Source organism: Mediterraneibacter flintii, assembly GCF_055387595.1.
In genome coordinates this window covers 499,704-515,839 of the sequence record NZ_AP031405.1, presented here as the reverse complement: position 1 = coordinate 515,839, position 16,136 = coordinate 499,704, and the positions used below count along the sequence as shown (strand labels likewise).

12 protein-coding genes and 1 pseudogene are annotated in these 16,136 nt (G+C 41.4%); 8 read left to right on the top strand and 5 right to left on the bottom strand.

What is annotated here, in order from left to right:
• Positions 1-114 precede the first annotated feature (114 nt).
• On the bottom strand, positions 115-1,599 hold the full coding sequence (gene cls / locus ACZ5C4_RS02385; RefSeq protein WP_464519623.1) for a cardiolipin synthase: 1,485 nt from the start codon (positions 1,597-1,599) through the stop codon (positions 115-117).
• A gap of 197 nt (positions 1,600-1,796) precedes the next feature.
• Here cls and ACZ5C4_RS02380 point away from each other — a divergent pair, with 197 nt between their 5' ends.
• Entirely contained in the window at positions 1,797-2,237 is a 441-nt protein-coding gene (locus ACZ5C4_RS02380; protein WP_186876203.1) for a hypothetical protein, read from the top strand.
• Between the two features lie 71 nt (positions 2,238-2,308).
• Here ACZ5C4_RS02380 and ACZ5C4_RS02375 read toward each other — a convergent pair whose 3' ends face one another.
• On the bottom strand, positions 2,309-3,004 hold the full coding sequence (locus ACZ5C4_RS02375; protein ID WP_464519622.1) for a Crp/Fnr family transcriptional regulator: 696 nt from the start codon (positions 3,002-3,004) through the stop codon (positions 2,309-2,311).
• Positions 3,005-3,169: 165 nt separating this feature from the next.
• Between ACZ5C4_RS02375 and ACZ5C4_RS02370 the strand changes: the two genes are divergently transcribed.
• From ACZ5C4_RS02370 to ACZ5C4_RS02340, 7 genes are all read left to right on the top strand, one after another.
• Positions 3,170-4,333, top strand: a complete 1,164-nt coding sequence (locus tag ACZ5C4_RS02370; protein WP_464519621.1) for an MFS transporter — start codon at positions 3,170-3,172, stop codon at positions 4,331-4,333.
• A gap of 57 nt (positions 4,334-4,390) precedes the next feature.
• Positions 4,391-5,338, top strand: a complete 948-nt coding sequence (locus ACZ5C4_RS02365; RefSeq protein ID WP_464519620.1) for a nucleoside hydrolase — start codon at positions 4,391-4,393, stop codon at positions 5,336-5,338.
• 6 nt (positions 5,339-5,344) lie between these two features.
• On the top strand, positions 5,345-6,232 hold the full coding sequence (locus ACZ5C4_RS02360) for a ribokinase (RefSeq protein WP_464519619.1): 888 nt from the start codon (positions 5,345-5,347) through the stop codon (positions 6,230-6,232).
• 179 nt (positions 6,233-6,411) lie between these two features.
• Positions 6,412-7,032 carry a hypothetical protein gene (locus ACZ5C4_RS02355; RefSeq protein ID WP_464519618.1) on the top strand — a complete coding sequence of 207 codons (621 nt, stop codon included), beginning with the start codon at positions 6,412-6,414 and terminating at the stop codon, positions 7,030-7,032.
• 39 nt (positions 7,033-7,071) lie between these two features.
• Entirely contained in the window at positions 7,072-7,881 is an 810-nt protein-coding gene (locus ACZ5C4_RS02350; RefSeq protein WP_464519617.1) for an energy-coupling factor transporter transmembrane component T, read from the top strand.
• Positions 7,866-8,723, top strand: coding sequence for an energy-coupling factor ABC transporter ATP-binding protein (locus ACZ5C4_RS02345; protein ID WP_464519616.1), 858 nt, complete (start codon positions 7,866-7,868; stop codon positions 8,721-8,723). The genes ACZ5C4_RS02350 and ACZ5C4_RS02345 overlap by 16 nt, the downstream gene beginning before the upstream one ends.
• A gap of 3 nt (positions 8,724-8,726) precedes the next feature.
• Complete coding sequence (locus ACZ5C4_RS02340) at positions 8,727-9,539, top strand: energy-coupling factor ABC transporter ATP-binding protein (RefSeq protein ID WP_464519615.1); 813 nt, start codon at positions 8,727-8,729, stop codon at positions 9,537-9,539.
• A gap of 70 nt (positions 9,540-9,609) precedes the next feature.
• On the opposite strand, the gene ACZ5C4_RS02335 is transcribed toward ACZ5C4_RS02340, so the two are convergent.
• From ACZ5C4_RS02335 to ACZ5C4_RS02325, 3 genes and pseudogenes are all read right to left on the bottom strand, one after another.
• Positions 9,610-11,241 carry a hypothetical protein gene (locus ACZ5C4_RS02335; RefSeq protein WP_464519614.1) on the bottom strand — a complete coding sequence of 544 codons (1,632 nt, stop codon included), beginning with the start codon at positions 11,239-11,241 and terminating at the stop codon, positions 9,610-9,612.
• Positions 11,242-11,680: 439 nt separating this feature from the next.
• Positions 11,681-12,382 (bottom strand): alpha-L-rhamnosidase C-terminal domain-containing protein, encoded by a 702-nt coding sequence (locus ACZ5C4_RS02330; protein WP_464522294.1) that lies wholly within the window; start codon positions 12,380-12,382, stop codon positions 11,681-11,683.
• Positions 12,359-15,982, bottom strand: a pseudogene (locus tag ACZ5C4_RS02325) (family 78 glycoside hydrolase catalytic domain); the annotation flags it as partial. The gene ACZ5C4_RS02330 and the pseudogene ACZ5C4_RS02325, both read right to left, overlap by 24 nt.
• Positions 15,983-16,136: the final 154 nt, after the last annotated feature.

The window sequence follows — 16,136 nt, the reverse complement described above, 5'->3', positions numbered from 1 at the left end:
TACGTGACTCTTCACCAAAACTATACCCTAAGGGCACACCGCAACTTATTCCCTTCGGGACGACGGGCTTCGCCCGATAAGGTATACCCTAAAGGGCACACCGCATGTTATTTTTTACAGAAGCGGGGACAACAGCCTGGAGAACTGCTCTTTTGTCCGTATGACGAGTCCTCTCTGATCATAGATCTTTCTTGTCACATGCGTACATTTTGTCATGTCATTTTCGAATGCTCTCTCCAGTCTCTGTACTGTACGCTCACTGTATATCACCGCGTTCACTTCAAAATTCAGACCAAAGCTTCGAATGTCCATGTTCGCGGTTCCCACACATGCCACCATACCGTCCACACTAAGCGTTTTTGCGTGTAAAAATCCATTGTTATAAACATAGCATTTTGCCCCTGCCGCAACCATATCTCCTAAATAAGAATACGTCGCCCAGTACACAAACGGGTGATCCGGCTTGCAAGGCACCATGATACGGACGTCCACACCGGATCGGCTGGCAATTTTTAATGCGTCGAAGATCGATTCATCCGGAATAAAGTACGGTGTCTGTATGTAAACGTGATCCTTTGCGCTGTGAATCAGACGAAGATAGTTATCGTGAATCGTTTTTGTCTGTGAATCAGGGCCGCTTGAAATAATCTGCACCGGATCTCTTCCATGTCGTACATAGTCGGGAATTTCAAACAGTCTGTCCTCTAAAAACAGATTTTCCTTCGCCGCATAGTTCCAGTCCAGCACGAACCGGACAGCAAGAGAAGTCACCGCCGCCCCCTCTATGCAAAGATGCGTATCCCTCCAATAGCCAAATTTCTTCGTATCCAATCCCAGGTATTCCCGTCCAATATTAAATCCACCGACAAACCCGATTCTACCGTCTATCACGACGATTTTTCTGTGGTTTCGGTAATTCACACGCAGCTGCAGCTGCCCCAGCAGTGCCGGAAAGAATTCTGCCACCTGAATCCCTGCTCTCTCCAGTCTTTCCCAATCCTTATTATGCATTGTCCGGCAGCCCATACTGTCAAAAAGGACGCGGACTTCCACGCCTTCCTTTGCCTTCTGAAGCAGGACTTTTTCTATCTCTCTCCACAGTTCATCATTCCGTATAATATAGTACTGTAAATGGATATACCGCTTTGCCTGTTTCATCTCTTCTATCAGCGCCCGAAATTTTTCCTTCCCGTCCGTATAGATGCGCACTTCATTGTTATCCGTTAGGACTGCCTCTCCTGCCTCCAGATTATAGAGAATCAAATCCTTAAACCGCGCCATCTCCGGATTTGCCAGCCTTAACTGCTTTCTATATATCGTCTCCTCCTGCCGACGCACCGCATACTTTAATTCCCCTTCTATTTCTTTTGCTTTAAACATCCTGCTTTTATGAAAATCTTGTCCGATCACCAAATATAAGAGAAATCCCAGAATCGGGATGAAGTAGAGCAAGAGCAGCCAGGTCCATACTGTCTGCGGAGACCTCCTCTGAAAGAAAACAATAACAAGGGACAGCAGTATATTGATAATCAGCAGATTATCCATGATAAAATCATACCCTGCCACCAACAGATTCCATATTGTTTCTGTTACACTCATAATTCGTCAAAAACTCCTTTTCTTTTACGCATAACACATTCCACTTTCTGCCAACCAGAAATGGAAAAGCAAGCCATATACACAGTATACCCGTTTTACATGGGAAAAGTAACCCCAAAATATCAAATTGCTTGCACTTGTCCTCAAACAATGATACAATACTACTTGCGAAACAGAGTAATTAGGAGGGTTCTATCGTGAGTACACCATTGATAATAATGCTTGTAATTCTTGTGATATTAATTATCGCAGTCATTGTTTTATATGTAATGGGAAAAAAGGCAGAAAAGAAACAGGCGGCACAGAAAGAACAAATGGATGCCATTGCGCAGACGGTCAGCATACTGGTCATTGACAAAGGCAAGATGAAGCTGCGGGACGCTGGTTTTCCTTCTGCTGTTTTAGAAAATACACCCAAATACCTGCGCCGTACTAAGGTTCCTGTAGTAAAGGCTAAAATCGGCCCCAAGATTATGACCCTGATGTGCGACGCACAGGTCTTTCCTTTGATTCCAGTAAAGAAAGAGGTAAAAGCTGTCATCAGCGGAATTTACATAACTGGAGTAAGAGGCGTGCGCGGCGCGCTGGAGACTCCGCCGAAGAAGAAAGGATTCTTTGCTCGGCTGAGAGGAAAATAAACAGAATACATAAAGTACGGCATAGTGATTCGTGACTATGCCGTTTTTTTTGGATAAATTTTGTCTTATTCTCAAAGGATAATTTCATCGTATTTCTCAGCAAGAAGCTTGTACTGTTCTTCTTCGATTACAATCTTCCCCTTTTTTATACGCAGATAGTTCTGACTTTCCAGTGCATAGATATGCCGGTATAGAGTTCTCAGATTGATATGCAGCTTTTCTGCCAGCGCTACTCTCGTAAGAGGACAGGTATATGGACGGCGATGGCACGCTTGTAAAAATAAATAATGCCCCAATATATCTCCAGGGGTAAATAAATGCTGTTTTTCTGCGCCTTCCATATTTAATGCTGCGATATTCCCAAGAACGAAAAGCGTCTGAAAACACAGTTCATTATTCTGCTGTATCATCTGTATGAATCTTTCTGTCTGAATTCTAAATACTGTACATTTACTCTCCGCTAAAATATAAGCAGTGTAGTAGTCCGTATGATTCAAGTATTCAATCAACCCTAAAATCTCAAGTGGTTCTAAATATTCGATTATATTGTTGCTGTTCCAGGAAATTTCATTCCACACCGAAACCCGCCCGCTTAGCAGAAAATAAAAGTAATCCAGCGGCTCTTTCTGGTTGAGAATTGTCTCATTTTTTTCAAATATCAGAAGATCCTTAGACGGAACGATTTCCGCAAGCGAAAGCACTGGATTTCTAGTGTTATACTTCTTTTCTAAAATAATCTTCAGAGCCTTTTCCAGATTCGTTTGCATTTCATACTGCCTCCATAAACTGAATCACAAAAATGACATGTGTCATTTTTTGTATTATATAACTATGGTAGATTAATATCAAGTTAGAAAAAAGTTTTGTGAAAAATACACAAAGCATATCCGGATATTTTAACTAACCACACAGGAAGAGAGGTAAAAGTAAACATGAAAAACAGATACAAATTGTTAGGTTTTCTGGCGTTTGCCATGTATTTTCTAACCGGTGCTGCGTGCGTTCTTGTCGGAAGCAGCCTTCCGCAGCTAGTAGAAATGTATGGAATCGGACTAGATAAGGTTGCATTATTAGGTTCCGCATATGCCCTGGGGCGTGTATTGACTGTCTATATCACCGGACGTATGGTTGAAAAGATCGGCCCACTCAAAGTCCTTGCCATCGGCGCAGCTTTAACAGGTGCCTTTTTATTAGGAATCCCATTGATTATAAACTTCTATGCAGGAATGCTGTTCGCAGTGCTGGGCGGAATCGGAATGGGAACCCAGGATGCAGTAACTCCGGTTTTACTGAGCATGGTATTTAAGAAGAATTACTCCAGCGCCTTAAGCGGAGGACAGACACTCTTTGGTATCGGTACTTCTGTAACACCTTTCCTGATCGGAATTATGCTCTCAGGAAAACTGCCGTTCTACTACTCTTATTTTGTATTGGCAGCAGTTGCCGTCTTAATCTTTATTCTGACTTTCTTTGCAAAAGAGACAGAGCAGCAGGCAGAAGAGGCTGAAGAACACATCCAGCCGCTGTATACAAAAAAACCTTACGTCGTCTATGTGGGAATCTTCCTTGTTGTAGCTGCGTTCAGCGCAGTATCCAGCGCAATCGGCCTGTATACTTCCAGCTTCGCAATCAGCAGAGGAATTTCCGAGGCTTCCGCAGCATTTATGTTTACTGTATATAATGTAGGCTGCGTAATCGGAGGCGCCGTATTCGTTATTGTTTTAAGATACATCAAGAGCCAGACTGTGCTTCTTATGAACTGTGCCGTAGCCTTTATTGCAATCCTTGCCGCTATGCTTATCAACACGACGCCGGTTTATTTCGTCGGACTGTTTATCGCGGGACTTTTCTTAGGCGTACTGTTCAGCGTTATCGTATCTATCGCTACGCGTATCGGATATAAAAGAATCAGTGTCGCAAGCTCTTTAGTCGCAACTGCAAGCGGTTTTGCGGATTTCTTCACACCAGTTATCACAGGAGCAGTTATCGCCAGCCTGGGAATTGATTTCTCTTATATCTTTGCTCTGATTATGTTGGCTGTATGTATCATTGCGGCAGCGGTAGTAAAACTTTCCACTTCCGAAACAGAAGTGTAAACCATGCCTTTGTGCAGGTATATTTTATCGAATCATATATAAAAGGAGACTATTATTATGGAACAGAAAAAGAAAATTATTATTGATACAGATTGTGGATCTGATGACGCAATGGCGATTGCAATGGCATTAAATGACCCAGCTTATGAAATTGTAATGATTTCCACCGTTTCAGGAAATGTACATGTAGATCAGGCAACGATCAATACATTGACAACGATCGAATATGCCGACACTTACGAACCGCCTGTATATAAGGGTTCAGACAAAATGCTTCTGAAAGAGCTTATCTATGCCCATGAAACACATGGAAATGACGGAATGGGTGATATTGGGCTTGTGCCAAAACGATTAAAAGCCCAAGAAGGACATGGCGTTCTAAAAATGCTGGAACATCTGCGCAACAGTGAAAAGGGAGAAATCGACATCGTCGCTCTCGGGCCTCTTACAAATATTGCGCTTGCCCTCCGTCTCGATTATGAAGCAATGCAAAAGGCAGGACGCATCATCATCATGGGAACTGCCGGACTGGGCGCAGGAAATGTAACGCCGGTGGCTGAATTTAACATATGGCAGGACGCAGAAGCGGCTAAGGTCGTTACGGAATCCGGACTAGACCAGATTATCTATGTAGGATGGGATGCCTGCCTGGGCGACAGTATGCTGAACCCACAGGAAATCGACAAAATCAGGAACGGAAGTACGCTTGGCAAATTTGCCATTGACTGCAATAAAGACTTAATGGAAATGAATAAGGAGCGCTTTGGGGATGCCTATCTTGACATGGCAGATCCATCTGCAATGGCAGCAGCTCTTTATCCGGAATGTATTGATAAATGTGACAAGTATTACTGCGAGGTAGACGTTACAAATGGGCCAAGCTATGGTTCCATGCTGGTGGATGTAAATTACTTCTCCGGTAAAGAACCGAATGTATATATCTGCAGTAAGCTGCATCCAGATAAATACAAAGAATATATTTACAGGACCTTGCGAGTGGAGTAAACGATAATGAACATATTAAATTTTGGTTCCCTGAATATAGACTACGTCTATGAAGTCGAACATTTTGTACGGAAGGGAGAAACCATTTCCTCTAAAAATCTGCGTGTTTCATGCGGAGGAAAGGGACTGAATCAGTCTGTCGCGTTAAGCCGAGCAGGATTACATGTATATCACGCGGGAATGATAGGAACAGACGGTACATTTCTGGAGGATATTCTAAAAGATGCTGGTGTCGATACCCGTTATGTTATGACCTCCGAGCAAACCCGAACGGGAAATGCGATCATTCAAAATGACGCCCAGGGAGATAACTGCATCCTGTTGTACGGAGGAGCAAACCAAGCTGTTACACGTGAATTTATAGATTGTGTTTTAAAAAATTTTGAAAAAGATGACTGGCTGCTTCTGCAAAATGAGATAAATGAAATTCCCTATATCGTGGAAAGCGCATACAAAAAAGGGATCCATATTGCGCTGAACCCATCTCCGATGGACAGTAAGATTTTTGATATAAATCTGGAGCACATCAGCTGCTTCATTCTAAATGAAATTGAGGCACAGGAATTAATAAAAGATACCGGAAATGACAATGTGCTTTTAGAAAAGGTACATGCTGCTTTTCCTCATGCTGAAATCGTACTGACACTGGGTGAACGGGGTGCTCTCTATCTGGGGAAAGAAGGTCATATCACACAAGAAAGCTATCCTGTCACAGCTATAGATACGACCGCTGCCGGAGATACCTTCACAGGATATTATCTGGCAGGGCAGTTAAAAGGATTCTGTGCGAAAGAATCTATGCAAATGGCTGCCAAAGCGGCGTCTATCACTGTCTCACGTAAAGGTGCGGCTTTATCCATACCTAAAATAGATGAGATTTTAAGCACAAAATAGGAATAGGATAGAACAAAATAGAAAGTATGGTAGGAAAATCATACTTTCTATTTTTTACTATCTGAATATATTTATAAACTGACAAATGTCATTTTTCAGCCATTCTATTTGTGCTAAAGTAACATTAAAATCAAGAAACAATGAAAAACATTGAGCATTTTTTACATAAGAGGGGAATTATGAGAGACAAAACACACTTCCTAAAACATGATTTTTCTATGCTGGCAATTCTGGTCATTCCTATAGGCGTAGCTGTAAACTTTGTAGGAGGCCAGACCGCTGCGATTCTAAAGCTCCCCTTATATCTGGATGCCATCGGAACTATGTTTGTTTCCATGTTGTGCGGCCCCTGGGTTGGCGCAGCTACAGGAGCACTGTCAAATTTGGTATCCGGTGTTATCAATCCATCTGTCTTGCCTTTTATCATAGTAAATATAGGAGTAGGGCTTGTAACCGGATTTCTTGCAAATAAAAATATGTTTTCTTCCTGGTGGAAATGGCCCATTTCTATATGCATCATATCAGCGATTACAATTATCCTTTCCGCCCCTGTTGTTGTTTTATTGTACGGCGGAATTACCGGAGGCGGAACTTCCATCATCACAGCTGTCGTAATGGCGGCGGGTGTCAATATATGGACAGCCTTTCTGGGAACGGAAGGCATCTTTACTGTATTAGACCGAATCTTGTCTTTTATTATATGCCTGTCTGTCATACGCTGTATTCCTCCCCGTATACTGATTAAATATAAATGCGGATATACATTTATCAAAGACCAAAAGGAACTTCCGCCTATGTAGGAATCATCAGCCATACAGTGAAAGAAAGGGTGACCGGTTATGGAAACAAACTACACAGAACAAATACAAATCTATAAAACAAACAAAATCGCAGCACTCTATCCCACAGCAAAACTGATTATTGTTGTCCTGTATATATTTTGTACACTGGTAATCGGAACCGTCAGAATAACAAGTTTATCTTTACCGCTGCTTCTGATCCCCGAATTTGGTATTGTTGTGTTTCTGCTCATAGTAAGTGAAATCTCCAAAAATGGTTACAATATTTTAAAAGATATACTAAAATTTGCGGCCATTATCTTCTTCGTACAGGTTTTTTTAATCCCCGGAGGAAGACTCGTTTTCCGCCTCTTCTTCCTGACTCTATATGAGGAAGGAATAAGATCCGGTATTTCCCTGTCATTTACTCTGCTGAATATAGCAGGTATTTTTATCTGGTTTTTTCAGACCACAGAAACCAAAGAAATCATTCGTGCACTGGAAGACTCTGGCGTCCACTACAAAGCTGCTTATATTATGCTCTCCACCTTTCAAATGATTGATGTCCTTTCACAAAACAGTAAAACGATTCTCAATGCACAAAGAGCACGCGGCATCGAAACCGACGGAAACCTTCTCCTTCGGATAAAAGCTTTTATCCCTGTACTGCTCCCCCTGTTTCTGACCGCTATAACCGGTGTCGAAGAACGGGTATTGGCTTTAGAGACAAAAGGCTTTCTGGTAGAATGTCCCAAGACCCATTTATTGAATGTAAAGCGCAGCGGACATGAAACATATGCGATCATGGCTGCCGCCTTATGCACTATATTTATACTGGCAGGGAGGGTAATGTTATGTTTCCTATCATAGAGTGTAGAAATATCACCTATTATTATCCTTTAAGCAAATTTCCAGCTCTTATCGACATCAATATTATCCTGGAGGCCGGAAAAATCTATGGAGTTCTCGGGGCTAATGGTTCCGGTAAGACAACCTTTTGTTCTCTTCTGAGAGGTTTTGTACCTACATTTTATCAAGGTACTTTGACTGGCGAGGTACTATTGAAAAATAAACCAATTTCTGAATACGGCGGATTGCTGGCTAAAGAAATCGGCTATGTATTCCAAAATCCTTTTACACAGTTAAGCGGTGTGAAGGATACTGTATTTGAAGAAGTGGCATATGGCCTGGAAAATATGGGAGCTGATGCCGATACCATAGAGCCCAGAGTTATACAGGCTATGGAAAAGACAAATATCAAAGACCTGGCATTAAAGAATCCTCTCCATCTTTCCGGCGGCCAACTGCAGCGTACCGCGCTTGCCTCTGTTCTTGTACAGGAACCAGACATTTTGATTCTGGATGAGCCTACCAGTCAACTAGATCCACAGGAGACAAGGAATGTATTTGATATTGTAAAAGCATTAAAGGAACAGAAAAAAACGGTGATTATTGCGGAACATAAAACGGATCTGATTGCAGAATATGCAGATGAAGTCCTTATTTTTGAAAAGGGACGATTAACGAACAGTGGGAATACCAATCACATTCTCGCCTCTCCTGATCTGATAGGCAGAGGCGTCCTTCCTCCGCAGGCGGCACTTTTGAGTAATAAATTAAAACAATATGGGATTTCCTTTGATTCAATTCCCATAACCTATGATCAGGCACTTATCGTAATCAACAGACTACTGCATACAGAAAAGAGATAAACTATGAAAGATATTCTATTTCAAAATGTAAGCTTTTCTTATCCTGACAGCGAATCTGTCCTCGAACATATAGATTTGACAATAGACAGTGGAGAGCAGATCGCCCTGATAGGACATAACGGGGCAGGAAAGAGCACCCTCGCGAAACTTATAAACCGTCTTTTATCTCCCACCGATGGAAACGTTTGGATCGGTGACATGAATACAAAAGAATATACAACTGCAAAAATCGCGCATCATGTTGGGTATGTATTTCAAAATCCAGACGATCAGATTTTCCATCCCTCAGTAGAAAAGGAAGTAGGCTTTTGCAGAAAAATAGTAAGGCAAAAAGGACAGAATGTCAAAGCACAAATCGATGCAGCCCTTCATATTACAGGTATGGAGAAATACAGAACGAAAAATCCATTTGAGCTTCCCCTCTCTCTGCGAAGATTCGTGGCTATGGCGTCTGTATTAGCCATGGATCCAGATATTTTTATCTTTGACGAGCCTACAGCCGGTCAAGACTTAGCTGGGCGAAATACACTGATAAATATTTTCCGAGAATTAAAAGAAAAAAAGAAAACTGTGATCGTCATCTCACATGATATGGAATTTGTCTTTGAAAATTTTGATAAGTTCATCATAATGGCAAATAAAGGGATTCTTTTCTTTGGTACACGTAAGGAAGCTTTCCAAACCCCTCATCTCTTTAAAAAGGCAGGTCTGGAGCCGCCCAGCATCCTCAGACTCTGCCGGTATTTGGATATAGATGCGGCAGATGTGGAAACAGCCGCAAGACAGATCTACGGTAAATGGGCAGACTTACCATAACAATATGACAATTATATGAAAAGCTGCCGATAGCTACAGAGCTTTTGCAGCTATCGGCGCTATAATACAATTACAGTTTTTTCCTGTTACCTGCTCTGTTTCCCAAAAGAATACATACACCTACAAAACCGGATATTCCCAATATCGCAATCCATATTTCCGGCGTCGTATTGTCTCCTGTCTTAGGTATTTCTTGTCCCTTATCTGTCTTCGTATAGTCTGCCGGTTTAACTGTCTTGTCAGGTTGGTCTGTCTCAGCAGGCGGAACCGGTTTTACAGGCATTGCCGCAAATTCACAGGAGTTGCTCTTCGTAATATCACTGTCAAAAGAATATCCCTCTTCTCCCAATGCCTTTACCGTAAAATAGTAAGTACCTGCTTCTACTATGGACTGATTAAAATTATATGTTGTTCCCTCTGTAACATTTACAGCGTTTCCAACTTTATTTTCCTCTTCTATACCATCTTTATAGAGCTGTAACTCATATCCTGCCGCACAATCCACTTTGCTCCAAGAAACCTTTCCTCTCTCCGAAGTGTCCCACACAACATCTGTCACTTCCGAAAGGTAAATTGGCTTGGTAGATATCCACTTATACACTGTAAATTCTTCGGCCGAAAATTTTTCCATACTTGTTCTGTCAGCATTTACAGATGCCCATGCCGGCACGTTGAGATTTATAATGCCGTCAAATACATTTATTGCCCGCGTTCCTCCGCTTATCGTTACATTCTTGCTGTTGATCGTCATTTCCGCTGCCTGCATTCCTGTATATCCGGTATTGGCACTTTCAACTGTTACATTTGCCGCCTCGGAAATCTCAAGAGTATTGTCCGTATAAAGTCCATTATTTCCGGAAATAGATTTTACAGTGCCACTTTGGATACTTATACCGTTATATGCATACATATTAGCCATCTTTGTATTCGCTCCACAAGTGGCTGTTACCTCTGTATTTTCGCCCGAAATCGCAATTTCATTTCCCGCGTAAATCGTACCGCCAATGTCCTTTTGTTCCAACTCCACCTGACTGTCCGTAATATTGACACTACCGTTTCCTGACTGTATTACTGACTCACAGGAAGACACCGCATTTATCTTACTGCTTTCAATGTTTACTGAATTCCATCCCGCTATTAATGCTCCTGCCATCGTTCCTTTCTGGTTCTCCGCTTTGACTACAGCATTATTTTGAATCGTAACATCTCCCCCATTGGCATGTATAGCAAAATAATCTTTATTTACCGTTAAGTCCAGTGCAACCCCATCAATCTCTACATTGCCCATAGCCTTTAAAGCATCCAAATTTGTCACTGTTGTCAGCGTTCCTGTACCACTTATTTTAATATTTCCGTCTGCATATATTCCCTGACCTACACCATCGTCAGAAAGTACTTCTTCGCCTGTGATATAATTATTTCCTGTCAGTACTATGTTCAAGTCTATATCGCTGGGAAGATCTATTCCCCGCTTATAGGAATTGCCTTGCGTAATAACGGCATTTTCCAATGTCAATGTTTTCGTTTGCGGATCATATGAAGCGCTCCCCGTACCACAGGCCACCTTATGCTCCTCTGCTTGTACAATGTTCTCCCCATTTACCCATATCTGTCCGTTACTTGCGGCAGAAGCTGCTACAGGCATTGCCAGCGCTGTTATCCCTGTTAAAAATAATATTTGAAAAATCTTTTTTATGTACATACTACACCTTTTCCCTTCCATTATCCGTATCTTTAAATCCTGATATAAATATAAGTGTAGCTTTACTAGCCTCCTGGCGGTGAAGGAATACAAAAAGGCATGTTACACTCACGGATAAACCGTAAGTGCAACATACCTTTCCATACAATATTATTTATTTCTTTCGGCACGCCAAAAAGGACATACTTAGCTAGTCTGTCTGTCTGTCTGTCTGTCTGTCTGTCTGTCTGTCTGTCTGTCTGTCTGTCTGTCTGTCTGTCTGTCAATTTTAGGCTGGAATCCCATGATTTACAACCCCTTTTGTATATTTTTTACATACATGTATTATAACAGATTTTCAGATACAGACCTAGTAAAAATTTAGCAAAAATATTTATATCTGTTTGCCTGAACCGATACTGTCTTATATACCTGTTTCAGAATTTTTAAGACTACAGCATTATTTTTTTATTTTTCTTTTTCGTACAACAAATAGCACACTGCCAGCTATGCCCGCAGAAACCACAAAAAACGCCAACCATAGGTTTATGGAGGTCTCATCGCCTGTTTTTACTGATTTCACCGCCTCGTCTGTCCCCAGATTATTTTTATTTTCTGATGAACTATGCGGTTTATCTGTTTCTGATTCATCCGGCTTATCAGAAGGCTCGTCTATTTCCGGTACTTCTTCGGCTTTCATAAGCCTGAATTTATATGTCCCGCTTCCAACTTCCATTTTGATAACACCGTTTTCCTCTTTTACACTATTACGTTCAATTCCCGCAATATCCTCTGTCATAACATTTTTAGCGCCAGTTCCGTCATCCTCCGTCATAACATAGCCATCTTTTGCATCAAGTTTTACTGTTGCGGAAGTATTTGCCGGAATTGTAATATCATATGTTATCGTTCCATCTTCATTCGTCGTCCATTTGCTTGAAATCCGCCCGTACGCTGAATCAATAGACGCCCCGAGATAGGTAACTTTTTCTCCTGCACCTGTATCTACTGCCTGCAGATGTTCTTCTGATCTTTTGTCTACTTCTGGAGCTACAATAAAGTGTTTATAAGCTGCCTTTTCTGTACTGCCTGGTTCCAGCACTTCATCAAACCAAATTCCTGCGCTATTCTGAAATACCCATCCAAATACACAGCCAAACATATAATGATTAAAACTAATATTCTGGCAGCCATTTTCCTCTGTATAAGCATTCCAGGTTTCCCACATTGTCGTTGCACCTGTCGTTACAGAATACAGCCAGCTTGGATAATCCTCCGCAAGAAGCAGATCATAGGCAATATCTGAATATCCTGTCTGGGAAAGTACTGGCAAAAGCAAATTTACTCCGAGAAAACCTGTTGTCAGATGATAGTTATGTTCTTCAATATCTTTCACTAAATTTTCTGCCGCTTGCGCCACTTTTCCCTCCGGTACGAGTTCAAATGCGATTGCCATTAGATATGCTCCCTGTGTATCTGTTCCTTCTTTTATTTTTCCAGTATAGTTTCCATCATTATCCGTCTCGAAAAATGCCGCCTGAAATCCAGATTTCAATGTCTCAAAATTCTCATGGAATACTGCCGCATCTTCTTCGTTTCCAATGACAAGCGCAATCTTCTCCATTAATAAAGCATTGTACGCAGCATATGCTGTATCACCCAAAAGATAATCGCAGCCTTCCAATGACATCCAATCTCCCCATGAGCCCGCACGCTCAATTGTTCTGATTAATGGGTATTCATCATATCCCCCGTCTTTATCCGTAGACGGATCCCCTGTTTTAAAGTAACTCATTAAGTATTCTTGATTTCTTTTCAAATTATCATAATATTCTGTAAGGACATTATAATCCCCAAACTGTTGATATAACTCCCACGTAAGGATTGTTGCCGTTTCTGTCCATCCGCCTTCTCCTGCAGAGAAATAAAATTCTTCTCCTCGTGGTGCGATATTAGAATATCCCCCATCTGCCGCCTGGCAGTCGTTCAGATCATCCAGATATTTTCTCAGAAAAGCCTCATTATCTGTGATATAAGTAGATGTTCTGGCAAATATTCCAATGTCAAATGACCATCCCAGTCTTTCATCCCTTTGTGGACAATCTGTTGGAACAGACATGAAATTACTCCTTGTACTCCAAGTCGTATTTTTATAAAGCTGTTCCAGATTTTTATTCGAACTTTCTACTGCTCCTGTCACTTCAAATTCTGTATGGAGAACAAAAGCCTGTACATCTTCCAAAGGCAACTGATGGTTTATCCCCGTTATTTCAAGATAACGAAAGCCTGTATAGGATTTTGTCGGAGAATAGCTCTGTTCAGCCTCCCCATTTGCCGTATATAAATTTGTCGCCTGCGCTCCACCGTAATCTCCCTGAAAAATAGATACAACGTTTCCCGACTCGTCATAATTTAGCATCTCTGCATGGCGGAAACGTATAACTGCTCCCGCATCCATGCCATCTAGCACTACCTTCTCCACTCCGGCAAAGTTCTGTCCAAAGTCATAAATCCAGGTATCCTCTGCAATCTGATATGCAGTCTGTGCAGTCATTACTTCCTCTTCCGGTTGAATCGTCGGGAAACTCTGGGATACAATTTCTCCTAGTTTCAGTTTCTTAATATTCGTCGCTTGTGCGTTTTTCCAGCCATCTTTTTCTAATCCTTTGTATTCTGTGGTTGTCCATCCTTTCATCTCATCGTTTGAATCATAGGTCTCCCCATGGTACATATTTGCGTATTTCAAAGGTCCATCTGTAGTAATTTGCCAGCTATCGCCGTTGGATACCAGAATCGTTTCTTCATTATTTTCATATGTAACTACCAGTTTAGATAAAAAAGCCAAATCTCTGCCATAATATAACGCGATCTGCTGATATTCTGCTCCTGCATACCATCCAGTTCCCAATTCTGCTCCGATTACATTTTTACCGCCAGAATTCAACATTTCTGTCACGTCGAATGTCTGATAGAACACCCGATCTTTATACTCTGAATTACCTGGATTAAAGTAATCATTTCCAACTTTATTTCCATTTAGATACACATCATAAATACCTGCCGCCGTAGTATATAGACGTGCATTTACTATCTTATCTTTTTCAAGTTCAAATTCACTGCGAAGCCGGGGGACTTTACAGTCTGTAAATTCCCATCCTCTGCTATCCACAGTCGGACGCACTAAACCGTATGGGTTTTCTTCTGCCTGTTTATTTTCTTCGCTGATAGTGGAAAGCTCAGCTTGTTCTTCAGCACTTTCGGTATCTTCTGGTATCTTGACAATATACTCTACAGGATTCTTCTGAAGAGTAGTATTATTAGCAAGCGTGCAATTTGTCAAATGGTATGCGCCATTTTGTATCTCGCCTGCTGTAAATGGATTTTCAACTATATTGGAAAAATCCATCTCTATAATCGGTGTTTGTGTCGATTCATCTATTGCTCTTATTAAATATACATTGTACCCTTCTGAATTATATGCCCGAAATCCCAGTTGTCCATATGGAATTTCGCTGTTCATCTGAACCGCATCCCCCGCATCTTCTTCTGTAAAAGTAATGTCTTCTCCCAATGTATACGTCTTTATATATGTCCTGACCGTTTTCCCTTCTACCTCAATCCTCATGGCATAGGTATTATCGGATGTCAGCGCAAGCCCTTCTGGATAATTAAGTGCTGCCATAGAAGAAGGGCTGCCATTTGTCCAGATATGCGGGATTATACCTCCATTATTCATCTGCCACATAACAAAGTTATTCTCATCCTTTGCACCAAATACCGGAGAAAACTGCGTTGTCCCGCTATCTGTCTTAAATATATATTCCAATGAATATTGGGTAAGAGTCTCTTCCTCCTCATCATCTGCATTTTTTTCAAGAATCACATTATTCGGGGTACTCAGCATCTGCACATGCAGGCTGCCATCTTTTACTTCGCCTCCAGTAAATGGATTTTCCTGCAGTGTCGAAAAATCATATGAACGACTATTTTCTTCATTATCTAAATCTGTTACTTTCACAGAATACACATCTGCATTTTCCCCATCGATATAAGAGCGAAATCCAATTCTTCCAAGCTCGGGAGAGATTTCTAAATCATCTGATGCCACGAGATGTTCTTCTGTAAATGTTTCTCCATCATGCTCTTTTAAATAGGTATTCACTTCTCTTCCATTCACTTCAATTTCCATGTCATACTTAATACCCGTTTGAATATCTGCTGATGTAGATGTTAAAGTAGAAAAGCTGTTGTTTGTACACGTATGAGGAACAATGGAAGAACCGTCTGCCTTTACCTGCCACATATACAGATTTCCTTCATCTGACGCGCCAAAAACCGGAGCAAAAACACCTTGATTAATTACGAATGTATATGCAATGCTATAATGATACTTTTCACCGTTCCATTCATCTGGCATTCCCAGCCATTGTGCCCCACTCCAACCTTCATCCATCAACCCTGTTTCAAAATAAGCGGTGTCTGAAACTGCTGTGTTGCCTGTACCATCCCATACCTGCACTGTCCAGGCATAGCGAGTTCGTGCCTCTAAGTCATCACCGGCATAGGCAATGTCCACCGAAACACCCGAATTAACTTTTCCGCTGTCCCACACCTGTTTTTCTACTTTTCCATCTGCATTTAACTGATTTACGATAATTTGATACTTTGTCTGTACTGTTCCCCGAATATCCGACATTATTTTCCAGCTAAATGATGGGTGTGCCTCATCCAATCCCAAAGGATCTGTTAAACTCTCTGTTTGAAGTTCTGTTACTTTAAGTCCATCCGTTGTTTCAGCTTGGGCTACGCCCCCCCCCCTGAAAAAATAGCAGTCATCAGCATAAGGCCTGCAGCCAAAAATGCATATAGACGCCTTCTTCTTTTCTTCTTCATTCTTTTGCCTCCTTTTATAATAA

Coding starts and splice junctions, on each gene's coding strand:
- cls (WP_464519623.1), bottom strand. CDS start 1,599: ATGAGTGTAACAGAAACAATATGGAATCTGTTGGTGGCAGGGTATGAT.
- ACZ5C4_RS02375 (WP_464519622.1), bottom strand. CDS start 3,004: ATGCAAACGAATCTGGAAAAGGCTCTGAAGATTATTTTAGAAAAGAAG.
- ACZ5C4_RS02370 (WP_464519621.1), top strand. CDS start 3,170: ATGAAAAACAGATACAAATTGTTAGGTTTTCTGGCGTTTGCCATGTAT.
- ACZ5C4_RS02365 (WP_464519620.1), top strand. CDS start 4,391: ATGGAACAGAAAAAGAAAATTATTATTGATACAGATTGTGGATCTGAT.
- ACZ5C4_RS02360 (WP_464519619.1), top strand. CDS start 5,345: ATGAACATATTAAATTTTGGTTCCCTGAATATAGACTACGTCTATGAA.
- ACZ5C4_RS02355 (WP_464519618.1), top strand. CDS start 6,412: ATGAGAGACAAAACACACTTCCTAAAACATGATTTTTCTATGCTGGCA.
- ACZ5C4_RS02350 (WP_464519617.1), top strand. CDS start 7,072: ATGGAAACAAACTACACAGAACAAATACAAATCTATAAAACAAACAAA.
- ACZ5C4_RS02345 (WP_464519616.1), top strand. CDS start 7,866: ATGTTTCCTATCATAGAGTGTAGAAATATCACCTATTATTATCCTTTA.
- ACZ5C4_RS02340 (WP_464519615.1), top strand. CDS start 8,727: ATGAAAGATATTCTATTTCAAAATGTAAGCTTTTCTTATCCTGACAGC.
- ACZ5C4_RS02335 (WP_464519614.1), bottom strand. CDS start 11,241: ATGTACATAAAAAAGATTTTTCAAATATTATTTTTAACAGGGATAACA.
- ACZ5C4_RS02330 (WP_464522294.1), bottom strand. CDS start 12,382: ATGTTTGGCTGTGTATTTGGATGGGTATTTCAGAATAGCGCAGGAATT.